This window comes from Paraburkholderia fynbosensis (assembly GCF_902859935.1).
Lineage (GTDB): Bacteria > Pseudomonadota > Gammaproteobacteria > Burkholderiales > Burkholderiaceae > Paraburkholderia > Paraburkholderia fynbosensis.
Map to the genome: position 1 here is coordinate 45,821 of NZ_CADIKI010000012.1, position 22,463 is coordinate 68,283.

At 65.9% G+C, this 22,463-nt stretch carries 16 protein-coding genes and 1 pseudogene; 11 read left to right on the top strand and 6 right to left on the bottom strand.

Annotation, left to right across the window (positions count from 1 at the left end; genetic code table 11):
• Positions 1–45 precede the first annotated feature (45 nt).
• Positions 46–1,362 carry a YihY family inner membrane protein gene (locus HV770_RS20355; protein WP_175162460.1) on the bottom strand — a complete coding sequence of 439 codons (1,317 nt, stop codon included), beginning with the start codon at positions 1,360–1,362 and terminating at the stop codon, positions 46–48.
• 115 nt (positions 1,363–1,477) lie between these two features.
• Here HV770_RS20355 and wrbA point away from each other — a divergent pair, with 115 nt between their 5' ends.
• The 5 genes and pseudogenes from wrbA (at position 1,478) to HV770_RS20380 (ending at position 6,033) form a co-directional block, all read left to right on the top strand.
• On the top strand, positions 1,478–2,080 hold the full coding sequence (gene wrbA, locus HV770_RS20360) for an NAD(P)H:quinone oxidoreductase (protein WP_175162463.1): 603 nt from the start codon (positions 1,478–1,480) through the stop codon (positions 2,078–2,080).
• Positions 2,081–2,172: 92 nt separating this feature from the next.
• Positions 2,173–2,580, top strand: a pseudogene (locus HV770_RS38795) (DUF2069 domain-containing protein); the annotation flags it as partial.
• A gap of 268 nt (positions 2,581–2,848) precedes the next feature.
• Positions 2,849–4,267 carry an FAD-binding oxidoreductase gene (locus tag HV770_RS20370; protein ID WP_175162467.1) on the top strand — a complete coding sequence of 473 codons (1,419 nt, stop codon included), beginning with the start codon at positions 2,849–2,851 and terminating at the stop codon, positions 4,265–4,267.
• Positions 4,268–4,323: 56 nt separating this feature from the next.
• Positions 4,324–5,130, top strand: a complete 807-nt coding sequence (locus HV770_RS20375; protein WP_175162469.1) for a metallophosphoesterase — start codon at positions 4,324–4,326, stop codon at positions 5,128–5,130.
• Between the two features lie 183 nt (positions 5,131–5,313).
• Positions 5,314–6,033, top strand: coding sequence for an SOS response-associated peptidase (locus HV770_RS20380; protein WP_175162471.1), 720 nt, complete (start codon positions 5,314–5,316; stop codon positions 6,031–6,033).
• 142 nt (positions 6,034–6,175) lie between these two features.
• On the opposite strand, the gene HV770_RS20385 is transcribed toward HV770_RS20380, so the two are convergent.
• Both HV770_RS20385 and HV770_RS20390 read right to left on the bottom strand, forming a co-directional pair.
• Positions 6,176–6,418 (bottom strand): hypothetical protein, encoded by a 243-nt coding sequence (locus HV770_RS20385; protein ID WP_175162404.1) that lies wholly within the window; start codon positions 6,416–6,418, stop codon positions 6,176–6,178.
• Between the two features lie 166 nt (positions 6,419–6,584).
• Positions 6,585–7,523 (bottom strand): LysR family transcriptional regulator, encoded by a 939-nt coding sequence (locus HV770_RS20390; protein ID WP_175162473.1) that lies wholly within the window; start codon positions 7,521–7,523, stop codon positions 6,585–6,587.
• A gap of 429 nt (positions 7,524–7,952) precedes the next feature.
• On the opposite strand from HV770_RS20390, the gene HV770_RS20395 reads away from it, so the two are divergent.
• Genes HV770_RS20395 through HV770_RS20410 form a run of 4 tightly spaced genes read left to right on the top strand, consistent with a single transcriptional unit; the run spans position 7,953 to position 13,065 of the window.
• The gene (locus tag HV770_RS20395) at positions 7,953–9,764 is read left to right on the top strand and encodes an efflux transporter outer membrane subunit (RefSeq protein ID WP_175162475.1); all 1,812 of its coding nucleotides are present in this window, start codon (positions 7,953–7,955) and stop codon (positions 9,762–9,764) included.
• A gap of 11 nt (positions 9,765–9,775) precedes the next feature.
• On the top strand, positions 9,776–11,986 hold the full coding sequence (locus tag HV770_RS20400) for an FUSC family protein (protein ID WP_175162477.1): 2,211 nt from the start codon (positions 9,776–9,778) through the stop codon (positions 11,984–11,986).
• Positions 11,976–12,176, top strand: coding sequence for a DUF1656 domain-containing protein (locus tag HV770_RS20405; protein WP_121315222.1), 201 nt, complete (start codon positions 11,976–11,978; stop codon positions 12,174–12,176). Before HV770_RS20400 ends, HV770_RS20405 begins: the two co-directional genes overlap by 11 nt.
• A 13-nt stretch (positions 12,177–12,189) precedes the next feature.
• Entirely contained in the window at positions 12,190–13,065 is an 876-nt protein-coding gene (locus tag HV770_RS20410) for an efflux RND transporter periplasmic adaptor subunit (RefSeq protein WP_175162479.1), read from the top strand.
• A gap of 116 nt (positions 13,066–13,181) precedes the next feature.
• Here HV770_RS20410 and HV770_RS20415 read toward each other — a convergent pair whose 3' ends face one another.
• On the bottom strand, positions 13,182–14,858 hold the full coding sequence (locus HV770_RS20415) for a methyl-accepting chemotaxis protein (RefSeq protein WP_175162481.1): 1,677 nt from the start codon (positions 14,856–14,858) through the stop codon (positions 13,182–13,184).
• Positions 14,859–15,318: 460 nt separating this feature from the next.
• Between HV770_RS20415 and HV770_RS20420 the strand changes: the two genes are divergently transcribed.
• Together HV770_RS20420 and HV770_RS20425 are read left to right on the top strand one after the other, a co-directional pair.
• The gene (locus HV770_RS20420) at positions 15,319–16,578 is read left to right on the top strand and encodes an MFS transporter (protein WP_175162483.1); all 1,260 of its coding nucleotides are present in this window, start codon (positions 15,319–15,321) and stop codon (positions 16,576–16,578) included.
• 253 nt (positions 16,579–16,831) lie between these two features.
• Positions 16,832–18,730, top strand: a complete 1,899-nt coding sequence (locus HV770_RS20425; RefSeq protein ID WP_175162485.1) for a propionate--CoA ligase — start codon at positions 16,832–16,834, stop codon at positions 18,728–18,730.
• A gap of 45 nt (positions 18,731–18,775) precedes the next feature.
• Here the strand turns inward: HV770_RS20425 and HV770_RS20430 are convergent, their stop codons facing one another.
• Both HV770_RS20430 and HV770_RS20435 read right to left on the bottom strand, forming a co-directional pair.
• Positions 18,776–19,582: a 5'-methylthioadenosine/adenosylhomocysteine nucleosidase gene (locus HV770_RS20430; protein ID WP_175162487.1), complete on the bottom strand. Its 807-nt coding sequence runs from the start codon at positions 19,580–19,582 to the stop codon at positions 18,776–18,778.
• Entirely contained in the window at positions 19,579–21,930 is a 2,352-nt protein-coding gene (locus tag HV770_RS20435) for a UvrD-helicase domain-containing protein (RefSeq protein WP_121315228.1), read from the bottom strand. The genes HV770_RS20430 and HV770_RS20435 overlap by 4 nt, the downstream gene beginning before the upstream one ends.
• Between the last annotated feature and the right edge of the window lie 533 nt (positions 21,931–22,463).

Sequence of the window (22,463 nt, forward strand, 5' to 3'; positions counted from 1 at the left end):
TCGTCCTACACCCTCGCCGCCAGGCATCAATCGCCCTGCATCGTGTCAAGCCGCCTGGTGCGGCATCGACGGCGCAGCGCGCTCGCTCTCCCCGGCACGGGCCGCTTTGGCCGCCGCACGCGCCGCCAGCAACGCGGCAAGCGTCACCTTCAGCTTGTCGTTCTCGAGCGAGGCCAGCAGCGTCGCGCCATCCACCCGGGTGGACTCCAGATCGAGCTGATACGCGAGCTCCGCGCGGTCGATCACGAACATGTCGAACAGGCGCTCGACCATGACCTGCGCCGGGTTCGCCAGCAGCAGGAAATGCGGACCGGCGTCGTCCTCCAGCCGCGCAATCCAGTCGATCTCCTCGAGCCGCTGGAGCAGATAGAGCGTGATGTCCATATCGCGGCGAAGCATCCGCGCAAGCTCGGGCACCGTGTAGCCGCGCCCGCCCGCGTCGCGTGCTTCCGAGAGCCGCGCGAGCAGTTCAAGCGAATCGAACAGATTGCTGCCGTCGAAGGTGGGCCGGTGAAACTGTCCGATGCGAATCGCCGGCAACGCGGACGCGATCATCGCGCCCGCGAGCGTGATGAACCAGCACAGATACATCCACAAGAGGAACAGCGGCACGGCGGCGAACGCGCCGTACACCGCGGTGTAGGTCGGAATGCGCCGCACGTAGTAGCCGAAACCGCGCTTGGCGAGTTCGAACGCGATCGCGGCGGTGACGCCGCCGATCACCGCGTCGCGCCATTCGACGCGGCAGTTCGGCAGATAGACGTAGAGAATCGTGAAGGCGAGCGCCGTCAGCGGCAGCGCGGCGCCCGCGAGCGCCCATTCGATGAGCGGCGTGATGCGCTGCGCCGCGCTGAAGGTCATCGACTGCGTGAACAGATACGAGGAGATCGACAGGCTCACGCCGATCAGAATGGGCCCCAGCGTGATGATCGCCCAGTAGACCAGAATGCGCTGCGCGATCGGCCGTGCCTTGCGCACCCGCCAGATCACATTGAACGCGGATTCGACGGTCATCATGGTCATCACTGCCGTGAGAAACAGCAGGATCATGCCGATCGTGGTCAGCCCTTTCGCCTTCGCCGCGAACTGGTTCAGATACTTGAAAATCTGACTGTTCAGTTGCGCGGGCATCAGGTGGTCCGCGAGAAAAAGCTGCAGCGAATCCTGGAACGAACTGAAAATCGGAAACGCGGTGAACAACGCGAACGCGACCGTGGCGAGCGGCACGAGCGCCAGCATCGCCGTGAACGTGAGACTGCCGGCCACCTGCGGAATACGATCTTCGCCGATGCGCTGCGCGGCAAACCGCGCGAGTCGTTTGAGCGTGTCGAGATCGAAACGCACCCTGGACAACAAACCCATCTCCTTGCTTCGTGAACCGGTGCCTGGGGAAGCGCGCGCGGCACCTGGCCGAACGGCTATGAGTGGCCTGCGGAGCGGACCGAGCCCCTATAATACCCGTTCACCGATGAGGCCTATGAAAGACATTCTCGTGCTTTATTACAGCCGTCACGGCGCCACGCGCGAGCTCGCGCTGGCGATCGCGCATGGCGTCGACAGCGTCCCCGGCATGCAGGCGCGCGTGCGCACCGTGCCGGCGGTCTCCACCGTCTGCGAGGCCACGCAGCCGGACATCCCCCCCGAAGGACCGCCCTACGTCGAACTGCGCGATCTCGAAGAATGCGCCGGCCTCGCGCTCGGCTCGCCCACCCGCTTCGGCAACATGGCCGCGGCCCTCAAATACTTTCTCGACGGCACCACGCCGCAGTGGCTGGCGGGCGCCCTGTCCGGCAAGCCGGCCTGCGTGTTCACGTCCACCGGCAGTCTGCACGGCGGCCAGGAATCCACGCTGCTCAGCATGATGCTGCCGCTGCTTCACCACGGCATGCTGATCGTCGGCATCCCGTACACGGAGAGTGCGTTGAGCACCACGCAAACCGGCGGCACGCCGTATGGCGCGTCGCATTTTGCGCGTGCGGGCAGCGCCGCGCAAGGCATCTCCGCCGACGAGAAAACGCTCGCCATCGCACTCGGCGCACGCGTCGCGCGCACGGCGGCGTCCATGAGCGAGAGGCCGTGAGCGGACCGAAGGTGACATCCGGGATGAAGCATAAGCCTGGGTCGAAACCGCCCGGCGCGGCGTCGGCAACGGCCCACATAACCGACGACGCAATGGCGGCGTCCCTACATCCCAGCGCGCTGCCCGCAGCGTCCAAACCCGCGGCCGCGCTCGGCGCCATTGCCGCTCTGCTCGCGCTGATCGCGCTGGCCGTCGCGTGGGAGTGGTGGCTCGCGCCGTTGCGTCCCGGCGGCTCGGCGCTCGTGCTCAAGGCGTTGCCGCTGCTGTGCGCGCTGCCTGGCGTATGGCGGCGCCGGATTTACACGCTGCAGTGGGCGTCGATGCTGGTCCTGCTGTATTTTGCCGAAGGCGTCGTACGGGGCTGGAGCGATCACGGGCTGAGCGCGCGCCTCGGCTGCTTGCAAGCCGCGCTCGCGGTGATCTTTTTTGTTTGCGCGCTGACCTATGTGGCGCCGTTCAAGCGGGCGGCGAAGCGCGCGGCGAAGGAGGCTGGGAGGCAAGCCGCTGGCGATGCTCCTGAAAATCGCGTAAGCGATCGTGATACGCCTGAAGCAGCAAGACAGTCGGCAACGTCGCCGGCAACAAGCCCGGCAGCGACACCGTCAGCCATGCGTCCGGCAACGCACGCCGCAGCACCCCAGGTAACCGCCGCGGCGCCGCCCGAGGCGGACAGCCATCCCAACCCAAGCCCCTGACGAAAAACCGGCAAGATAAAGACAAAAGCACCCGCCCCGTCCAATCTTTGCGCCCGAACGCCGACCGACCATCATGACCCAGACCGCTTTCCTCACCGCTTGTCGCGACGCCATCGGCGCCGCGCAAGTGCTGACCGATCCGCACGACACCGCCCCGTATCTCACCGACTGGCGCCGCCGCTACAGCGGTGCGGCCTGCGCGGTGCTCTGCCCGGCCACGCCCGCCGAAGTCGCGGCGCTAGTCCGGCTCGCAGTCGAGCATCGCGTCGCGCTGGTGCCGCAAGGCGGCAACACCGGTCTGGCCGGCGGTGCCACGCCCGATGCGAGCGGCGCGCAGGCCGTCATCAGCTTGCGGCGCCTGAATCGCGTGCGCGACATCGATCCGCACAACAACACGATCACCGTCGAAGCCGGCGTCATCCTCGCCGACGTGCAGCGGCACGCCGACGCGGCCGGCCGTCTGTTCCCCTTGAGCCTCGCCGCGGAAGGCAGCTGCACGATCGGCGGCAATCTCGCGACCAACGCGGGGGGCACCGGTGTCCTGCGCTACGGCAACACGCGCGAGCTGTGCCTCGGTCTCGAAGTGGTGACGCCGCAGGGCGAACTGTGGGACGGCCTGCGCGGACTGCGCAAGGACAACACCGGCTACGATCTGCGCGATCTGTTCATCGGCGCAGAGGGTACGCTCGGCATCATCACGGCGGCCGTGCTCAAGCTGCACCCGCAGCCGGCCGCGCGGGTCACCGCGCTCGCCGCTCTCGCTTCGCCGCACGCGGCGCTCGACTTTCTGTCGCTCACGCAGCGCGTCGCCGGCCCGCTTCTGACCGGCTTCGAACTGATGTCGGATTTCTGCCTGCGGCTCGTAGGCCGGCACTTCGAACAGATGCGCTATCCGTTCGCCGAGCCGCACGCGCAAGTCGTGTTGCTGGAACTGTCGGACAGCGAAAGCGAGGAGCACGCACGCGCGCTGTTCGAGCGTCTGATGGAAACCGCGCTCGAAGAAGGTCTGGTGCAGGACGCGGTGGTCGCGGAAAACCTCGCGCAGTCGCGTGCGTTCTGGAATCTGCGCGAGCACATTCCGCTCGCCCAGGCCGAGGAAGGTCTGAACATCAAGCACGACATCGCGGTGCCGATTTCGCGCATCGGCCACTTCATCGAGACGACCGATGCGGCCGTCGCGCAGGCGGCGCCGGGCGCGCGCATGGTCACGTTCGGGCATCTCGGCGACGGCAATCTGCACTACAACGTGCAGGCGCCCGAGGGCGTCGACGCGAAGGCGTTTCTCAAGCAGTATCAGAGCCCGATCAACCGGATCGTCTACGACAGCGTGCAGCGGCATCGCGGCAGCATCAGCGCGGAACACGGGCTCGGTCAGCTCAAGGTCGACGAGGCCGCGCACTACAAGCAGGACGTCGAAGTGCAAATGATGCGCGCCGTCAAACGTGCCTTCGATCCGCTGAACCTGATGAACCCGGGCAAGGTGCTACGCTAAGCTAACGTCCGAAGCCTCCGTGTTGCCATACGGGGGCCTTTGCAGGAGCCGTTGCCGTGAAGATTCGAGTGCTGTCCGATCTGCATCTGGAAAACGACGAGCCCGAGCTGATTCCGCATGCGCACGCGGATGTGATCGTGCTGGCCGGCGACATCCACAATCACGCGGCCGGTCCGCGCTGGGCCGCGCAGACCTTCGACGGCGCGACGCCCGTGGTCTACGTGCCCGGCAATCACGAGTACTACGACGGCGAGTTCGGCGCGCTGGAAAGCGCGCTCTACGACGCCGCCGCGCAGGTCGACAACGTCCACGTGCTGAACAACGCCGCGCTGATCGACCGCCAGGGCCGCTGGCGCGTGCTCGGCACGACTTTGTGGACCGATTTCGCGCTGTTTGGTACGGACCCCGACGCGCTCGCGGAAGCAATCGACGCGTCGAGCCGGGTCATGCTCGACTTCCGCGGATTGATCCAGATGAACTGGCCGCACGACACCCACGATGCCACCCGCGACTTCACGCCCGCCGACTCGCTCGCGCTGCACCGGCAGGCGCGCGCATGGCTCGAAGGCGAGTTGGCGAAACCGTTCGGCGGCAAGACGATCGTCGTCACGCATCACGCGCCGCATCGGCTGAGTCTCGCCGAGCGCTACGCGCAGGACCGGGTGTCGGCGGGTTTCGTCAACCATTTGCCGGAGCTGGTGCGCGCGCCCGTCGCGTTGTGGATTCATGGACATACGCATACGTCGTTCGACTATGTTGTGGACGGCACGCGCGTCGTGTGCAATCCGCGCGGCTATTTCGACCGGCGCACGAGGCAGTGGGAAAACCCATTGTTCGCCTGGGATAAGGTCGTCGAGATCTAGCGTCGTGGCTTGGGGCTGGTCTGGGTAGCGCGGCTGGAGCGCAGGCATTACGCTGTGGGCGGAGGGTGTGTGGTCGTGGCTGTCCCAAAGGCAAGCCAGCGAAGTCCCCCACTTCACCGATCCACAGCCAGCCACGCCAACTCGCGCCAACCCGCCACGCAGATCGTTCTCCGGAGGTCGCTCATGTGCGGTCGAATCAGCCAGTATCGCGATCCGCAGCGTTACGCCGAGCATCTCGGCCTGACCGATCCACTGATGCTCTTCGACGCCGCCGACCGCCGCCCAGGCTACAACCTGGCGCCCGGCACGCATCCGCTCGCGATCTATCCCGATGAAACGCTGCGCGCGATTCACTGGGGATATCGCCCGGCATGGGCGTGCGAACAGCATCTACCGCAGACGATCAACGCGCGCGCCGACACGGCGCCGACCGCGCGCTACTTCGAGCAATTGTGGAAGACCGGCCGCGTGCTGGTGCCGGCGGACGGCTGGTTCGAATGGCGCGTGGAGGCCGTACCCGCGGGCAGCAGCCGGGACGACCCGGCGCAAACGAACGCAAAAACCCGCCAACCCTACTTCGTCCATCTGAAGAAAGACGAGCCGATGTATCTCGCTGCGTTGTCGAGCGTGCGCGGCGCCGAGCCGCAAACGGAAGGAATGGGATTCGTGATCGTGACGTCCAGCGCGGACGCGGGTTTGATCGACGTGCACGACCGCCGCCCGCTCGCCTTCGCGCCGGATGCCGCGCGCCGCTGGCTGGATCCGGCGTTACCGTCCGACGAACTCGAGCAACTGGCGCGTGCCGGCGGCTTGCCCGCCGCCCGCTTTCGCTGGCACCGTGTAAGTCACGAGGTGGACCGCACACTCAATGACGAGCCGGGGTTGATCGAAGCGCTGCAATGACAGCGCAGGCGCGTCTCGCAAGAAACGAGACGCGAAAAACGACAGGCGAAGAACGACGAGCGGTACTCTGAAAGAGCAGCCCGGCGGCCACGGCCGCAGTGACGACAACGCGTCGCGCTCAAACGAAGCGTCGCGCTCAAGCTCAGCGGTCGCGCCGCTGCGCCCGCAGATCCGGGCGTTCGACCTTGATGGGGACCAGTTGCGGCTGCTGTTCGCGCAGGCGGCGCAGCAGATCGCGCGATGCGGCGATCCCGATCAATCCCAGCATGACGGCCACGCCGATCATCAGATGCGTATCCATGAATCCCTCGTCCTTCAGTTGTTGCGACATGCCGAACGGCAGTGACAGGCGCGTCCGGCTGAAGCGGCAGCGCGCGAACCACACGTTAGCAAATCGACCGCGAACCGGAAGTAAGGAAATGTTGCGACGCGGCACTTGCGTGTAACAGGTCGCCCTGCGGATTAGCCAGACGCGTCGAGAATCACCGCGCCAAAGAGCGGCGCATAGGGCTCAAAACGGGCGCAAACGCACGAAGCGGCGCCGCGCCGCATCAGGAACGCGCGAACTGGCGCAATTCTTCCTGATCCACCGCCAGCGTGGCCGGCAGTTCGTCGCGCAAAAATTCGACCCATGTGCGGATTTTCGCGTCCAGATACTGCCTGGACGGATAGAGCGCATACAAATTCATTTCCTGCGACGTGTATTCCGGCAACAGCCACACGAGTTCGCCGCTGCGCAGACCGCCGATCGCCGAATAGATCGGAATCAGCCCTATGCCCATGCCTTGGGACACCGCGACTGCCATCGCCTCGGCGACGTTCACCTGAAACGTGGTCGAGCCGAGCGTGACCGTTTCCTCGCCGTTCGGACCGTCGAAGGTCCAGCGGTCGGGCGGAAACACCGGCGTCACCATTTGCAGACAGGTATGGTGCGCGAGGTCCGCGGGCGTTTGCGGCACGCCACGCCGCGCCAGATAGGCCGGCGACGCACACGCGATGCTGAACGCGCTGCCCAGGCGCTGCGACACCAGCCCCGAATCCGGCAGACCGGTGGCAAGCGTCAGCGACACGTCGAAACCCTCGTCGAGCAGATCGGGCATGCGCTGCGCGAGCGTCAACTCGATGTGCACGTCCGGATAGCGCTCCTGATAGCGGCCGACGGCCGGCACCACGTAGTGCTGACCGAAGCTCGTCATCGCGTGAACCTTGAGTTTGCCCGACGGACGCGCATGCGCGTCGCTCGCCTCGGCTTCCGCCTGGTCCACGTACGCGAGGATCTGCTCGCAGCGTTGCAAATAGCGCTCGCCGGCCTCGGTCAGCGCGATGCGGCGCGTGGTCCGGTTCAGAAGGCGAGTGCGCAGATGGGCTTCCAGATCGGAAACCGCGCGCGACGCGTAGGCCGTGGTCGTATTCAGATGCTGCGCGGCACCCGTGAAGCTACCCGCTTCGACGACCCGGACAAATACGCGCATGTTTTGAAGCGTATCCATACCCATTCCCTGTCGACCGGAGTTAGCGCTTTAGCGCTTACTCCGGTCCCATGCAACCTTTTGCGGTCGACCGGAGTTAGCGCTTTAGCGCTTACGCCGGTCCCATGCAGCCTGTTGCGGTCGACCGGAGTTAGCGCTTTAGCGCTTACTCCGGTCCCATGCAGCCTGTTGCGGTCGACCGGCATTGGCGCTTTGGGCGCTCACGCCGCTCCTCTGCAACGCGTTGCAATTCACCCAAAAGTCAGCGCTTCATCGCCAACCCCACTCCCTACAACCCAGTTGCGATTAATCGGAAGCGATTGTTACACGATTCGCAAAGGCGATTATCTCACGTATCGTAAAAATGCCTTGCACCTTTACCGGTTATTCCCCAATCAATCAAAAAATATAATGACGCACAAGCTTCTATAGTCAATTTTGGAGGAAATCGTGCAGTCTCCGGTACCGAAAAGGGTCTCCGCTGTCGCGGTTCTTACGATCCTATTAACAATCGCCGGCTGCGCCAGTACCGGAGGCATTGCGCCGCAAAACCGTGGCATCGAGGCGTCGTCGCTCGACGCCGGCAACGCGATCCGCGCCGCCAACGCCGACGCCCAATGGCCGGCCGCCGACTGGTGGCGCGCCTATAACGATCCGCAACTGAACCAGTGGATCGAAGCCGCGCAGACGGGCAATCCGAGCCTCGCGGCCGCCCAGGCGCGCGTGCGCGAGGCGATGTCGATGGCGGGCGTCGCCCGCTCCGCCTTGTCGCCGCAGGTCAACGGCAGTCTGTCGATCCAGCGTCAGAAGTGGGCTGACAACGTGTACTACGGCCCGGGCCCGCTCGCGGGCGAGCAATCGTGGAACAACACCGGCACGCTCGGCCTGTCGTATCACCTCGACCTCTGGGGCAAGGACAAGAACGCCGCCGAACGCGCGCTCGACGCCGCCCACGCCAGCGCCGCGGACGCGCGCGCCGCCCAGCTCGAACTGCAGGGCAACGTGGTGCGCACGTATATCGGGATGTCGCTGAACTACGCGCTGCTCGACATCGCCAAGGCCACCTTGCAGCAACAGCAGCAGATCGTGGACCTGGCCAACCGGCGCCTGAAAGGCGGCATCGGCACACAGCTCGAAGTGAGCCAGGCCGAAACACCGATGCCGGAATACGAGCGCCAGATCGACGAAATCGAAGAGAAGATCGCACTCGGGCGCAATCAGCTCGCCGCGCTGGCCGGCAAGGGTCCGGGCGCGGGCGACGCGATCCAGCGTCCGACGCTGTCGCTCGCCGCGCCGGCCGGCTTGCCGAGCGCGTTGCCGGCGGACCTGATCGGTCACCGCCCGGACGTGGTCGCGGCGCGCTGGAGCGTCGCCGCGCAGGCGCGCGGCATCGACGTCGCCAAGGCCGACTTCTATCCAGACATCAACCTGCTGGCGTCGATCGGCGGCTATGCGGCAATGGGACCGCTGTTCCAGTTCCTGAAGAATCCGTCGCATAGCTGGAGCGCGGGTCCGGCGTTATCGCTGCCGATCTTCGACGGCGGCCGGCTGCGCTCGCAACTCGGCGCGGCGTCGGCGGGTTACGACGAGGCGGTGGAGCGCTATAACCAGTCGATCGTCGGCGCGCTGAAGGACATCTCCGATCAGGTGATCCGCATCCGTTCACTCGCCACCCAGTCCGAGGACGCCGACCGCTCGGTCGCGGCGGCGCGCAAGAACTACGATCTGTCGCGAGAAGGTTACAGGCGCGGTCTGACCGATTACCTGAACGTGCTGATCGCGCAAAACCAGTTGCTGCGCGCACAGGAAGGCGTCGCGAAAATCCAGGCAGAGCGCCTGGGCGCGCATGCGTCGCTCGTGACCGCATTGGGCGGTGGGCTCGACGAGCCCGCCAACGGTCCGACGGTGAGCGAGACGCTGCCGGCGCACGGCAAGGGTAAAGGCAACGCGTTGCCCGCGAACGGCGACGTCGCCGTGAACCCGGCCGACGTTGCCGCGTCCGCGAGTCTGCCGAGCCGGGCAGACAACGCGGCGTCCACCGGCAGCGAGAACGCCACCGGCAAGAGCAACGCCGCGACCGTCGCGCGCAAGCCCGCCGCCAAACCGGCAAACGGCTCGGCAACGGCAGGCGCAGCCAGCCACGCGGCCGGCCGTAGGCACACCGGCGACGCCGCCGCACCCCGCACGAGCACCACCACGGCAGCCGCGGCAGCCGCGACCACCGCCCCGCGCGCCATCGCCGCAACGCCGGCGGCGGAGTGAGGAAGCCCGTCATGTCAGCATCTCCCTCCTCCACCGCGCGCCCCACGTCGCTCGCCGCGTTATGCTCGGCCGCTGCCGAATGGGCGCGCACCGACGGCCTCACCTGGGTCTACATGTTCAAGGCGCTCGCCGCCTGCTTTCTCGCGCTCGGCATCGCGATGAAGCTCGACCTGCCGCAGCCGCGCACTGCGATGACCACGGTGTTCATCGTGATGCAGCCGCAAAGCGGCATGGTATTCGCAAAGAGCTTCTACCGGATCTGCGGCACGCTCGTCGGCCTCGTCGTGATGCTCGCGCTGCTCGGCCTGTTCGCGCAGCAGCCGGAGATGTTCATCGTGTCGACGGCGATCTGGGTCGGCATCTGCACCGCTGGCGCGGCGCGCAACCGCAACTTCCGTTCGTACGGTTTCGTGCTGGCCGGCTACACCGCCGCGCTGATCGGCATCCCCGCTTCGCAGCATCCGGACGGCGCGTTTCTGAGCGCGCTCACGCGCGTCGCCGAAGTGGTGATCGGCATCATTAGTGCGGGCGCGGTGAGCGGCCTCGTGTTGCCGCAGTTCGCCGGCTTGCAGATGCGCAGCACCGTGCGCGCGCGTTTCTCGGCCTTCGTCGAATACGTGTCCGCGACGCTGGCCGGGCGCAACGACCGCGCGCAGATCGAAGCGACCAATGCGCGCTTCATCGCCGACATCGTCGGTTTCGAAGCGGCGCGCAGCGTGGCCGTGTTCGAAGGCCCCGATTCGCGGATGCGCGGCGGGCGTCTCGCGCGGCTGAACAGCGAGTTCATGACCGCATCGACGCGCTTTCACGCGCTGCATCAGCTGATGAACCGGCTGCGCGCGAGCGGCACGCGCGGCGCGCGCGACGCGATCGCCGCGCTCGACCCGTACTTCAAGGAAATCGCCCCGCTGCTCGCGAAGTCCGGCGAACCCGTGCTGAGCGCCGCCGACGCCGCGCACGCCGCCGCGCAGCTCGAAACCTACAAAGCCGAGTTGCCGAAGCGCGTGCGTGCGACGCGCGCCGAACTGGAAACGCATCCCGGCGCGCCGCTGCTCGACTTCGACACGGGCGCCGAGCTGCTGTACCGCTTCATCGACGACCTGCATGCGTACGCGGCCACCTACGCTTCACTGGCCGTCGACACGCATGCGCGCGAACGCTGGATCGACCGTTACGAACCGAAGACGAACGCGATCGCGGCGGGTGTCGCGGGCCTGCGCGCGACCATCGTGATGATCGTGCTCGGCACGTTCTGGATCGCGACCGCGTGGCCCAGCGGCTCGACGCTGACGCTCAACGCCGCGGCGGTGTGCGCGCTGGCGTCGTCGTCGCCGAATCCGAAACGCACCGTGTTCCAGATGGCGGGCGGCACGGTGGTCGCCACGCTGATGGGCATGATCGCGGTGTTCGGCGTGTTTCCGCACATCGACGGTTTCGTGATGCTGTGCGCGGCGCTCACGCCGTTTCTGCTGCTCGGCGTGTTCATGACCACGCGGCCGCTGCTGGCCGGCTACGGCGTCGGCTACTGCATCTTCTTCTGTTTCCTGGCCGGGCCGGACAATCTGATGCACTACGATCCGAGCGCCTTCATGAACGACTCGATGGCGCTGGTCCTGTCGATGCTGGTGTCGTCGATCGCGTTCGCGGTGTTGCTGCCGCCGTCCACGCCGTGGCTGCGCAACCGCCTGCTGGTGGACCTGCGCCGCCAGGTGGTGCTGGCGAGCGGCGCGGGTCTGCGTCGGGTGCGTTCGCGCTTCGAAAGCGGCGCGCGCGACCTGATGTTCCAGATCAACGCGCTCGCGCAAAACGAGCCCGAACTCAAACGCGACACCTTGCGCTGGCTGTTCTCCGTGCTCGAAGTGGGCAATGCGGTGATCGATCTGCGCCAGGAAGTCGCGGCGCTGCCCGCCGGCGCCCGCTACGCGCAATCGACACCGTGGCGCATCTCGTTGCAGACGATGCGCGACGCGCTGAACGCGCTGTTCGAGCGGCCGCGCGAAGAACGCTTCGCGCACGCGCTCGCCAGCACCACCGATGCGATCGACAAGCTGCAGCAGATGCTGGCCGGCTTCTCGCCGCCGCGCGAGGAGCGGCATCGGCTGCAACGCATCCTGAGCCAACTGCATTTCATCCGTACCGCGCTGCTCGATCCGCAATCACCGCTCGAACCGTTGACGAGCGGACGCGCCGGCGCGCCAGAAGGAGTTCTTCATGCCTCGTGATATCGCCATCCTCGATGCCTACATGCCGGCCATCGTGCTGCTGTTCATCGCGGGCGCCGCGCTAACCTGGGTGCTGGATCGCGTGATCGCCTATACGGGCCTGTATCGCGTGGTGTGGCATCCGTCCTTGTTCCGGGCCAGCCTGCTCGTGTGTGTGTGCGGCGTGCTGGGTCTCGCCGTTTATCGTTGATCAGAGTCGAAACATGACCATCCGAAATATCTTTGGCTTCGTCGCGACAGCCATTATTTTTATCGTCGCGATCCTGATTGGACGCGTGTTGTGGGTGCATTACATGGATGAACCCTGGACCCGCGACGGGCGCGTGCGCGCCGAGATCGTCAACGTCGCGCCGGACGTTTCCGGCGCGGTCGTCGATCTGCCGGTGAAGGACAACCAGCTGGTGAAAAAGGGCGACCTGCTGATGCAGATCGATCCGTCGCACTATCAGATCGCGGTCGAACAGGCGCAAGCCGCGGTCGCCGCGCGCAAGGCCGAGCTGCAGATGAAGCGCGACGACGCGAAGCGCCGCGCCGACATGGACGCGCTGGTGGTGTCGAAGGAAAGCCGCGAAAACGCGACGCATACGGCGTCGGCCGCCGAGGCTTCGTATCAGCAAGCGCTTGCCGCGCTCGACGCCGCGAAGCTCAACCTGGAGCGCACGCGTGTGGTGTCGCCGGTCGATGGCTACGTGACCAACCTGAACGTGTTCCGCGGCGACTATGCGACCGCAGGCAACGCCAAGCTCGCGATCGTCGACAGCCACTCGTTCTGGGTCTATGGCTACTTCGAGGAAACCAAGCTGCCGCACGTGCGCATCGGCGACAAGGCCGAAGTCCGGCTGATGAGCGGCGGCACGCTGCAAGGCCACGTCGAAAGCATCTCGCGCGGCATCTACGATCGCGACAATCCGCAAAGCCGCGAACTGCTCGCGGACGTGAATCCGACTTTCAACTGGGTGCGCCTCGCGCAGCGCGTGCCGGTGCGTGTGAAGATCGATTCGGTGCCGAACGACGTGATGCTGGCCGCAGGCATCACTTGCACAATCGTCGTGAAGCCGGGCGACGCGAAGGCGAGTTGACGGCGGCGGGTGTCGCACGCTGCAGGCGCTGCGAATAACCGTGCCGTTGAGCCAGCGTCTGTCCCGCACTCACGCGGGTAGACGCATTGCAAACACCGCCGGCGCCCCCCATCCGCTTACAACCTGAATTTCCCCACCATCGCCTTCAGGCCGCGCGCCTGATCGTCCAGCGAGCGGGCCGCAGCCGTGGCCTGCTCCACCAGCGCGGCGTTCTGCTGCGTGCCCGAATCCATCTGCGTGACCGCGAGGTTGATCTCCTCGATGCCGGCGCTCTGCTCGGACGACGCCGCCGAGATCTCACCCATGATGTCGGTCACGCGCTTCACCGCCTTGACCACTTCGTCCATCGTCTGCCCGGCGTCCTGAGCGAGCGTCGAACCGTTGCTCACGCGTTCGACCGACGCGTTGATCAAGCCTTTGATCTCCTTCGCGGCGGCGGCGCTGCGCTGCGCGAGGTTGCGCACCTCGGCGGCGACCACCGAAAACCCGCGGCCTTCTTCGCCCGCACGGGCCGCCTCGACCGCCGCGTTCAACGCGAGAATGTTGGTCTGAAACGCGATACCCTCGATCACGCCGATGATGTCGCCGATACTGCGCGCGCTCTCGTTGATGTCGTTCATCGTCGCGACCACCCGGCTCACCACCGCGCCGCCCTTCTCCGCGATCTCCGACGCGTTGTTCGCGAGCGTGCTCGCCTGCTTCGCGTTGTCCGCGTTCTGGCGCACCGTCGAGGTCAACTGCTCCATGCTGCTCGCGGTGCGCTCCAGCGCCATCGCCTGCTGCTCGGTGCGTTGCGACAGATCCAGATTGCCCATCGAGATTTCGCCCGACGCGGTCGCAATCGCATCCGCGCTCGACGCGATGTCGGAGACCGTCGTCGCGAGTCCGCTTTGCATGTCGTGCAGCGCGTACAGCATGCTGGATTTGTCCTTGCGGCCGAGCGCGATCCGGTTCGACAGATCGCCCGCCGCGATCCGGCTGGCGATTTCCTTCGCGTACGCCGGCTCGCCGCCGAGCTGGCCGGCCAGGCGCCGCACCACCCACTCGCTGATGCCGAACGCGAGCGCGATCAGCGCGAGCGTCATCACCGCGATCATCACGAACGACGAGTGGTAGATGAAACCCGACGCGTCGATGGTCGCCTTCGCGGCGGTGCCGCGCTGCGCGACGAGTTCGTCGACGAGTTTTTCGAGCTTGCCGGTTTCGACCAGCAGCGACACGTCCTGCGTGCCGACCTGCCAGTTCATCTGCGACAGATCGAGCGGCTGCGCCTTCACGAGCGTCACGAAGTCGCGCAGGTGGCCGCTCCATGTGGTGACGGCGGCGGCGAACGCCTTCTGCTGTCCGAGCGCCTTCGCGTCGGCGCTGTCGACGTACTGCTGGAGCGTGGCGAGTTGCGCGTTCAGACCGGCGAGACCCTTGTCGATGTCGGCGCCGAGTTCGTCACGCTCTTTCGCGGTGGTCGCGGTCAGCAGCATTTTTTGCGCGCGGCTCGCGCGCAGCATGTGGCCGCGCGCTTCTTCGGCCGCGCGGCTCGCGACGTGGCCCTGGTCGTAGATGGATTGCGCGGACGCATTCAGGCGGCCGATCTGCGCCAGCGAAAACACGCCGATCAGCAGCGTGCCGATTAGCAGCACCGCGAACGCGACGCGCAGCGTCGCTTTCACCGACAAGCCGTTGACCTTCACGGCGCGTGAGCGGCCGCCCTGTTCACGCGACGGCGCCGTGCCTGCCGCCTGTCCTTGCGCCAAGAACCCCGCACCCTGCTGCCCGCCTGGCGAAACTGCTTTCATATTCCCCGTCTCCACGTATCGTCCTGCCGGAAAGGTCGGTTCCGGCATTGCTGCCTATCTCTCCGGGTTGACGGCAGGAAGGTCTGCGATCTTTAAGCCGCTCGCGCCTGCCGACCGCCTGTCGCCCGGTCCTTGACGCGCCGCCTCGTAAGCTGCGCGCCCGCGACGGTTTTATACACGGCCAAAAATCGCCAAGCCGTTTTTATCAGACGAGCGAAGCGCCACAGGCGTATGAGCGACACGCTCGGCGAGAGACAGACGGGTAGCGCGCTCATATGGCCCCATGTCCGATTCGCGACAAAACTTGTCCTTACAATTCACTCAAGCCACACTAAACTTCAACAACGACTGAAAACACGGGAAATCGCGTCGAAATGCCGCAGCAGACGGCCTTGGAACACGCGATCCCTCGGACTCCCACTGACGCCTATTCGCCACTTTGTTCTCTCTCATCTAGCGTATGGAAACGAGCCTCGACAAAAGCGCCCTCGCCGGCGCGCCACCCGCAAGCGGCACCCCTGCCGCGTCCGCGCAACCGGCCGCCAGGGTCCAGCGCACGGTCTATTCCGTGCTTGGCGCGATCAGCTTTTCGCACCTGCTCAACGACATGATCCAGTCGTTGATCCTCGCGATCTATCCCATGCTGAAAGACAACTTTTCGTTGTCGTTCGGGCAGATCGGGCTGATTACGCTGACCTACCAGATCACGGCGTCGCTGCTGCAACCGCTCGTGGGCGCCTACACCGACAAGCATCCGAAGCCGTATTCGCTGCCCGTCGGCATGGGCTTCACGCTCGCGGGCCTGCTGCTGATGTCGGTCGCACCGAGCTTCGGCGTGCTGCTGGTGGCGGCGGCGCTGGTTGGCTGCGGGTCGTCGGTGTTCCATCCGGAATCGTCGCGGGTCGCGCGCATGGCCTCGGGCGGCCGCCACGGCCTCGCGCAGTCGCTGTTCCAGGTCGGCGGCAATGCGGGTTCGTCGCTCGGACCGCTGCTCGCCGCGCTGATCGTGATTCCGCATGGGCAGCGCAGCATCGCGTGGTTCTCGGCGGCGGCGCTCGTCGCGATCGTCGTGCTCACGCAGATCGGCCGCTGGTACAAACAGCATCCGTCGGTCAGGAAGGCGCGTAGCACGGTCGCGCACGCGACGCTGTCGCGCAACCAGGTGATGCTCGCGATGGGCGTGCTGATCCTGCTGGTGTTTTCGAAGTACTTCTACCTCGCCAGCATCAACAGCTATTTCACGTTCTATCTGATCGACAGGTTCCATCTGTCGGTGCAAGCCGCGCAGATTCATCTGTTCGTGTTCCTCGCGGCGGTCGCCGCGGGCACGGTGATCGGCGGTCCGATCGGCGACAGGATCGGCCGCAAGTACGTGATCTGGGTGTCGATCCTCGGCGTCGCGCCGTTCACGCTGCTGCTGCCGTATGCGAACCTGTTCTGGACCGGCGCGCTGACGGTGATCATCGGCGTGGTGCTGGCCTCGGCATTTTCGGCGATCCTCGTGTATGCGCAGGAGTTGATCCCCGGCAAGGTGGGGATGGTCGCGGGGATGTTCTTCGGTTTCGCGTTCGGCCTCGGCGGCATCGGCGCGGCGGTGCTCGGGCAACTGGCCGACGCCACCAGCATCGCGTTCGTCTACAAGGTCTGCTCGTTCCTGCCGCTGATCGGCGTGCTGACGGTGCTGTTGCCGGATGTCGAGGGCAAGCGCGCGAAAGCCTGACGGGTTTGATCGGGCGTTGCATCAGGGAAAAGGCGCTGCGGCGCCTTTTTCTTTTGCCTGGACGGGTGCGCCGCTCATGGTGAACCCGCGTTGTCCGCCGCACTGCGCGTACTCTATGCTTGTGCGATGCTGCTGCGGTGCCTGCGTGATGCTCGTTTGATGCCTGTGCCATTGCGCACCCTGCTGCCGCGCCGCGCAAGACGGCCGTACGGCCCGATCTCCGTTCACTGACACAGCAGAAGGATCGCCGCAGATGACCAGCTATCGCGACTTCCACCGCCGTTCGATCGAGAACCCCGAGGCTTTCTGGCGCGACGAGGCGCAGCGGATTCACTGGCATGCGCCGTTCGACACGGTGCTCGACCGCTCGAATCCGCCGTTCGCGCGCTGGTTCGTCGGCGGTCGCACGAATCTCTGTCACAACGCGGTGGACCGGCATCTCGCCGAGCGCGCGCAGCAGAATGCGCTCGTGTACGTGTCGACCGAAACCGGCATCGAGCGGCACTACACGTACGCCGAGCTGCACGCGGAGATCAACCGCATGGCCGCCGTGATGCGCTCGCTCGGCGTCAAACGCGGCGACGTCGTGCTGCTCTATCTGCCGATGATCCCCGAAGCGCTGTTCGCGATGCTCGCATGCGCACGGCTCGGCGCGATTCACTCGGTGGTGTTCGGCGGCTTCGCGGCGCCGAACCTCGCGGCCCGCATCGACGACGCGAAGCCCGTGCTGATCGTCACTGCCGACGCCGGCGCGCGCGGCGGCAAAGTGATCGACTACGCGCCGCTGATCGACGAGGCGCTCGCACGCGCGATGCACCAGACGCCGCGCGTGCTGCTGATCGACCGGCAACTCGCGCCCGAACGCCTGAACGCCCACTACCTGAGCGCGTACGAGCCACTGCGCGAACAGTTCTTCGACGCGCACGTGCAGTGCGAGTGGCTCGAATCGAACGAGCCTTCCTATGTGCTGTACACGTCGGGCACGACCGGCAAACCGAAGGGCGTGCAACGCGACGTGGGCGGCTATGCGGTGGCGCTGGCAGCGTCGATGGAACACATTTTCCAGGGCAAGCCCGGCGACACGATGTTCACCGCGTCGGACGTGGGGTGGGTGGTCGGCCATAGCTACATCGTCTACGCGCCGCTGATCGCGGGCCTGACCACCGTGATGTACGAAGGCACGCCGATTCGCCCCGACGGCGGCATCTGGTGGCGCCTCGTCGAACAGCACAAAATCAATCTGATGTTCACCGCGCCCACCGCGTTGCGTGTGCTCAAGCGCCAGGACCCGGCGCTGCTGAAGCAAGCCGATCTGTCGAGCCTGCGCACGCTGTTCCTCGCCGGCGAGCCGCTCGACGAGCCGACCGCCGCGTGGATCGCCGACGCGCTCGGCAAGCCGGTGATCGATAACTACTGGCAAACCGAGACCGGCTGGCCGATGCTGGCGATTCCGCGGGGCGTCGAAGCGCTGCCGACCAGGCTCGGCTCGCCGGGCGTGCCGTCAGCCGGGTTCGATCTCACGCTGCGCAACGAACTGACCGGCGAGCCCTGCGCGCCCGGCGAAAAAGGCGTGCTCACGCTCGGCTATCCGCTGCCGCCGGGCTGCATGTCGACGGTATGGGGCGACGACAGCCGCTTCATCGGCACATACTGGTCGAGCATTCCGAACCAGCAGGTCTATTCGACTTTCGACTGGGGCGTGCAGGACCAAGACGGCTACGTGACGATCCTCGGCCGCACCGACGACGTGATCAACGTCGCGGGACATCGGCTCGGCACGCGTGAGATCGAGGAAGCGCTGTCGAGTCACGCGGCTGTCGCGGAAGTCGCGGTGGTCGGCGTGACGGATGCACTGAAGGGTCAGGCGGCGATGGCTTTCGTGGTGCTGCGCGGCGCGCAGCCGTATGCGGATAGCAGCGAGCGCGCCCGCCTGGAAGCCGAGCTCACGGCGACGGTCGAACGCCAGCTCGGCGCGATTGCGCGGCCAGCGCGCGTGGTGGTGGTGTCGATGCTGCCGAAGACGCGCTCGGGCAAACTGCTGCGGCGCGCGATCGCGGCGCTCGCCGAAGGGCGCGAGCCCGGCGATCTGCCGACTATCGAAGATCCGGCGGCGTTGCAGCAGGTACGGGAGGCGTTGGATGGAAAAGCGTGACGGGAGCGGGCGAAGCGCGCCTGCCTGATCGCCCGCTTTCGAATCTCAGAGCGCCGCGCCCCGCGTGTCGAGAAAGCGCGTCAGGATCGCGTTCGAATACACCCCCGCGATCTCCGTCAGAAACGATACGAACGATGCCGGCGCATGATCGTCGGCGGTGTCGGAGATGGTGCGCACGACCGCACACGGCACGCCGTACTCATGGCAAACCTGCGCGATCGCCGCGCCTTCCATCTCGACGGCGAGCGCATCCGGCAACGCGGCGCGCAGCGCCTCGACGCCCGCCGCGCTGGCAACGAACTGATCGCCGCTGATGATCAGGCCGCGATGCACGCGCGGCTCGCGCGTGCCGAAGCGCGCCGCCGACGCCGCGCCCGCCTCCGCGACAAAGCGCTCGCACGCCGCCGCAAGCTGGTCGGCCAAGGCGACGTCGGCGGCAAAACGCGACACGCCCAGCAAGGGCACCTCGAAGCGCGGAAACAGCGGCGAGGCATCGAGGTCGTGCTGCAACAGCGCATCGGCCACGACGATGTCGCCGACCCGCACCTCGGCGCCGACTCCACCCGCGACACCGGTGAATACAACCGCGTCGACATCGAACGCATGAATCAGCGCGCTGACCGTAGCGGCCGCCGCGACCTTGCCCACGCGCGCCAGCGTCACGACGCACGGCGCGCCGTGGACGGTGCCGAGGTGATAGTCGCGCTGACCGTGCGTGATCGTGCGCACGCCGGACTCTGCGCGCATCGCTTCGATGAGATCGCCGAGTTCCTGCGGCAACGCCGCCAGAATCCCGAGCGGACGATGCGAATGCGGCGCGCCACCGTTGCCGTTACCCACGCCGGCGCTCATTCGACCGCCTGCAGTTTCGCGACCGCGAGCGCGAGCCACTTCTCGCCATGCCGCTTGAACTTGACTTGCGCCTTCGCGTCGGTGCCGCCGCCTTCGAGCGCGGTAATCGTGCCTTCGCCGAACTTGGTGTGGAATACCTGTTGCCCGACGCGAAAGCCCGTCTCGGCCGCGCGCTGCTCATTCGCGAAGGCCGGCAACGGCGCCGGCGTCGACGACGCGGGCCCCGTATAACCGGGCCGCGCAAACCAGTCGCGCCCATAACCCGCGTTATCCGAGCGGCCGCCCCAACGCGCGCCCGCCTCGACCTTCGGTGTGAGCCACTTGAGCGTTTCCTGCGGCAGTTCGTCGAAAAAGCGTGAGCGGATGTTGTAGCGCGTCTGGCCGTGCAGCATCCGGCTCTGCGCGAACGACAGATACAAACGCTCCTTCGCGCGCGTGATCGCCACGTACATCAGGCGCCGCTCTTCTTCCAGACCGTCCGATTCCATTGCGCTGTTCTCGTGCGGGAACAACCCCTCTTCGAGACCGGTGATGAACACCGCCGTGAATTCGAGCCCCTTGGCCGCGTGTACTGTCATCAGTTGCACCGCTTCCTGGCCGGCCTGCGCCTGGTTATCGCCCGCTTCGAGCGATGCGTGCGACAGGAACCCGGCGAGCGGCGTCATCGTGTCCGGGTTTTGCGCGGGGTCGGCGATGCCGGGTGCGTCGAGCACGACGGTATTCGGATCGTCGGTGGCGACCGCCAGTTCGGGCGCCGCGCTCGCGCCGGGGCGCAGCGGAATCGAGCGCGCCGGCGTGTCCATCCCGTAGCCCTCTTCGCTGACGAACGCGGCGGCCGCGTTGACCAGTTCCTGCAAGTTCTCCAGCCGGTCCTGACCTTCGCGCTCATTCTGGTAGAAGTCCGCGAGGCCGCTTGCGCGGACCACGTATTCGACCGTTTCGGGCAGGCTCATGCGTTCCGTTTCCGCGCGCATCTTGCCGACCAGATTCGCGAAGGCCGCGAGACTCGACCCCGCCTTGCCCGCGACGTAGGGAATCGCCGCCGCCATCGAGCAGTTGTACAGACGCGCCGCGTCGGCCAGTTGTTCGATCGAGCGCGCGCCGATGCCGCGCGTCGGGAAATTGACGACGCGTGCGAAGGCGGTGTCGTCGTTCGGATTGTCGATCAGACGCAGGTACGCGAGCGCATGCTTGACTTCCTGACGCTCGAAAAAGCGCAAGCCCCCATACACGCGGTACGCGATGCCCGCATTGACGAGCGTATGTTCGATCGTGCGCGACTGTGCGTTGCTGCGGTAAAGAATCGCGATTTCGCTGCGCGACGTGCCCGTGCTGATCAGCGCCTTGATTTCCTCGACGATCCAGCCGGCTTCCTGCGAATCGGTCGCGGATTCGTAGACGCGCACCGGTTCGCCGTGGCCGGCGTCCGTGCGCAGATTCTTGCCGAGGCGCCGCGAGTTGTTGGCGATCAACTGATTGGCGGCGTCGAGAATGTGGCCGTGCGAACGGTAATTCTGTTCGAGCTTGATCAGATGACGCACGCTGAACTCGTGTTCGAAGTCGCGCATATTGCCGACGTTCGCGCCGCGGAACGCATAGATCGACTGGTCGTCGTCGCCGACCGCGAAGATCGAGTTGGTCTGGCCCGCCAGCAGCTTGAGCCACGCGTACTGCAGCTTGTTGGTGTCCTGAAACTCGTCGACGAGGATGTGCCTGAAACGCGCCTGATAATGCGCGCGCAACGGCGGATTGTGCGCGAGCAGCTCGTAGCAGCGCAGCAGCAGCTCCGGAAAGTCGACCACGCCTTCGCGCTGGCATTGCTGATCGTAGGCTTCGTACAGCTCGACGAACTTGCGATTGAAATTGTCGGTGGCGTCGACGTCTTTCGGCCTCAGGCCTTGTTCCTTCGCATTGTTGATGAAGTACTGGAGGTTTTTCGCGGGGTACTTTTCGTCGTCGATGTTGAGGCCCTTCATCAGACGCTTGAGCGCGGACAACTGATCGGCGGTGTCGAGAATCTGGAAGGTGGCCGGCAGCCCCGCGTCGCGATGATGCGCGCGCAGCATGCGATTGCACAGGCCGTGGAAGGTGCCGATCCACATGCCGCGCGTGTCGATCGGCAGAAGCGCCGACAGACGCGACATCATTTCGCGGGCGGCCTTGTTGGTGAAGGTCACCGCGAGAATGGTGGCGGGCGACGCGAGACCGTGCTGGATGAGCCACGCGATACGCGTGATCAGAACGCGGGTTTTGCCACTGCCCGCACCGGCGAGAATCAGCGCGGGCTCGTTGGGGAGCGTGACGGCGGCGTGTTGTTCGGGGTTGAGATTGGCTAGCAGATCGGGCATTTTTTTGAAGGGCGGCAGTTCGTGCGTCATTATATGCCCCGGCGGGGGGTGGGCTTTTTTGGGTTTGGTGTGCTTCTTTTGGTTGTGGTTCTGGGTTTTTGGCCTTTCCTTGATGACGCGGTGGTCTATTAGCGTTGCCCCTGTGCGGGGCGGCACCTACTTTCTTTGCCGCCGCAAAGAAAGTAGGCAAAGAAAGCGGCTTCACACCGCTAATTCTTAAGCGGGTCCCCTGGCTTGGAGGGGGCAGTGGTGCATCTGGAATCAGTACCCCCGCACATTCAGCCTTAGTGACAAGGCAGTCATTCTTCCGGCGACGCTTCGCGCGCCGATGCGGTCGTTCTCAAAACCGCTGGCTCTTTTCTCGGCTGGCCACCCCACACCAAACAAGTCCCATTTTCGGCGCCTCGCCGAGGCGAAGCCGGCGGCCCCACCGCGCATGAACAAAAAGGGTGGTTCCCCTCGCAGACCCGTCCGCGACGCACGCAGTGCGCAGTGGGAGCGGATGACGGCTTTGTCACTAGCTCGGAATGTGC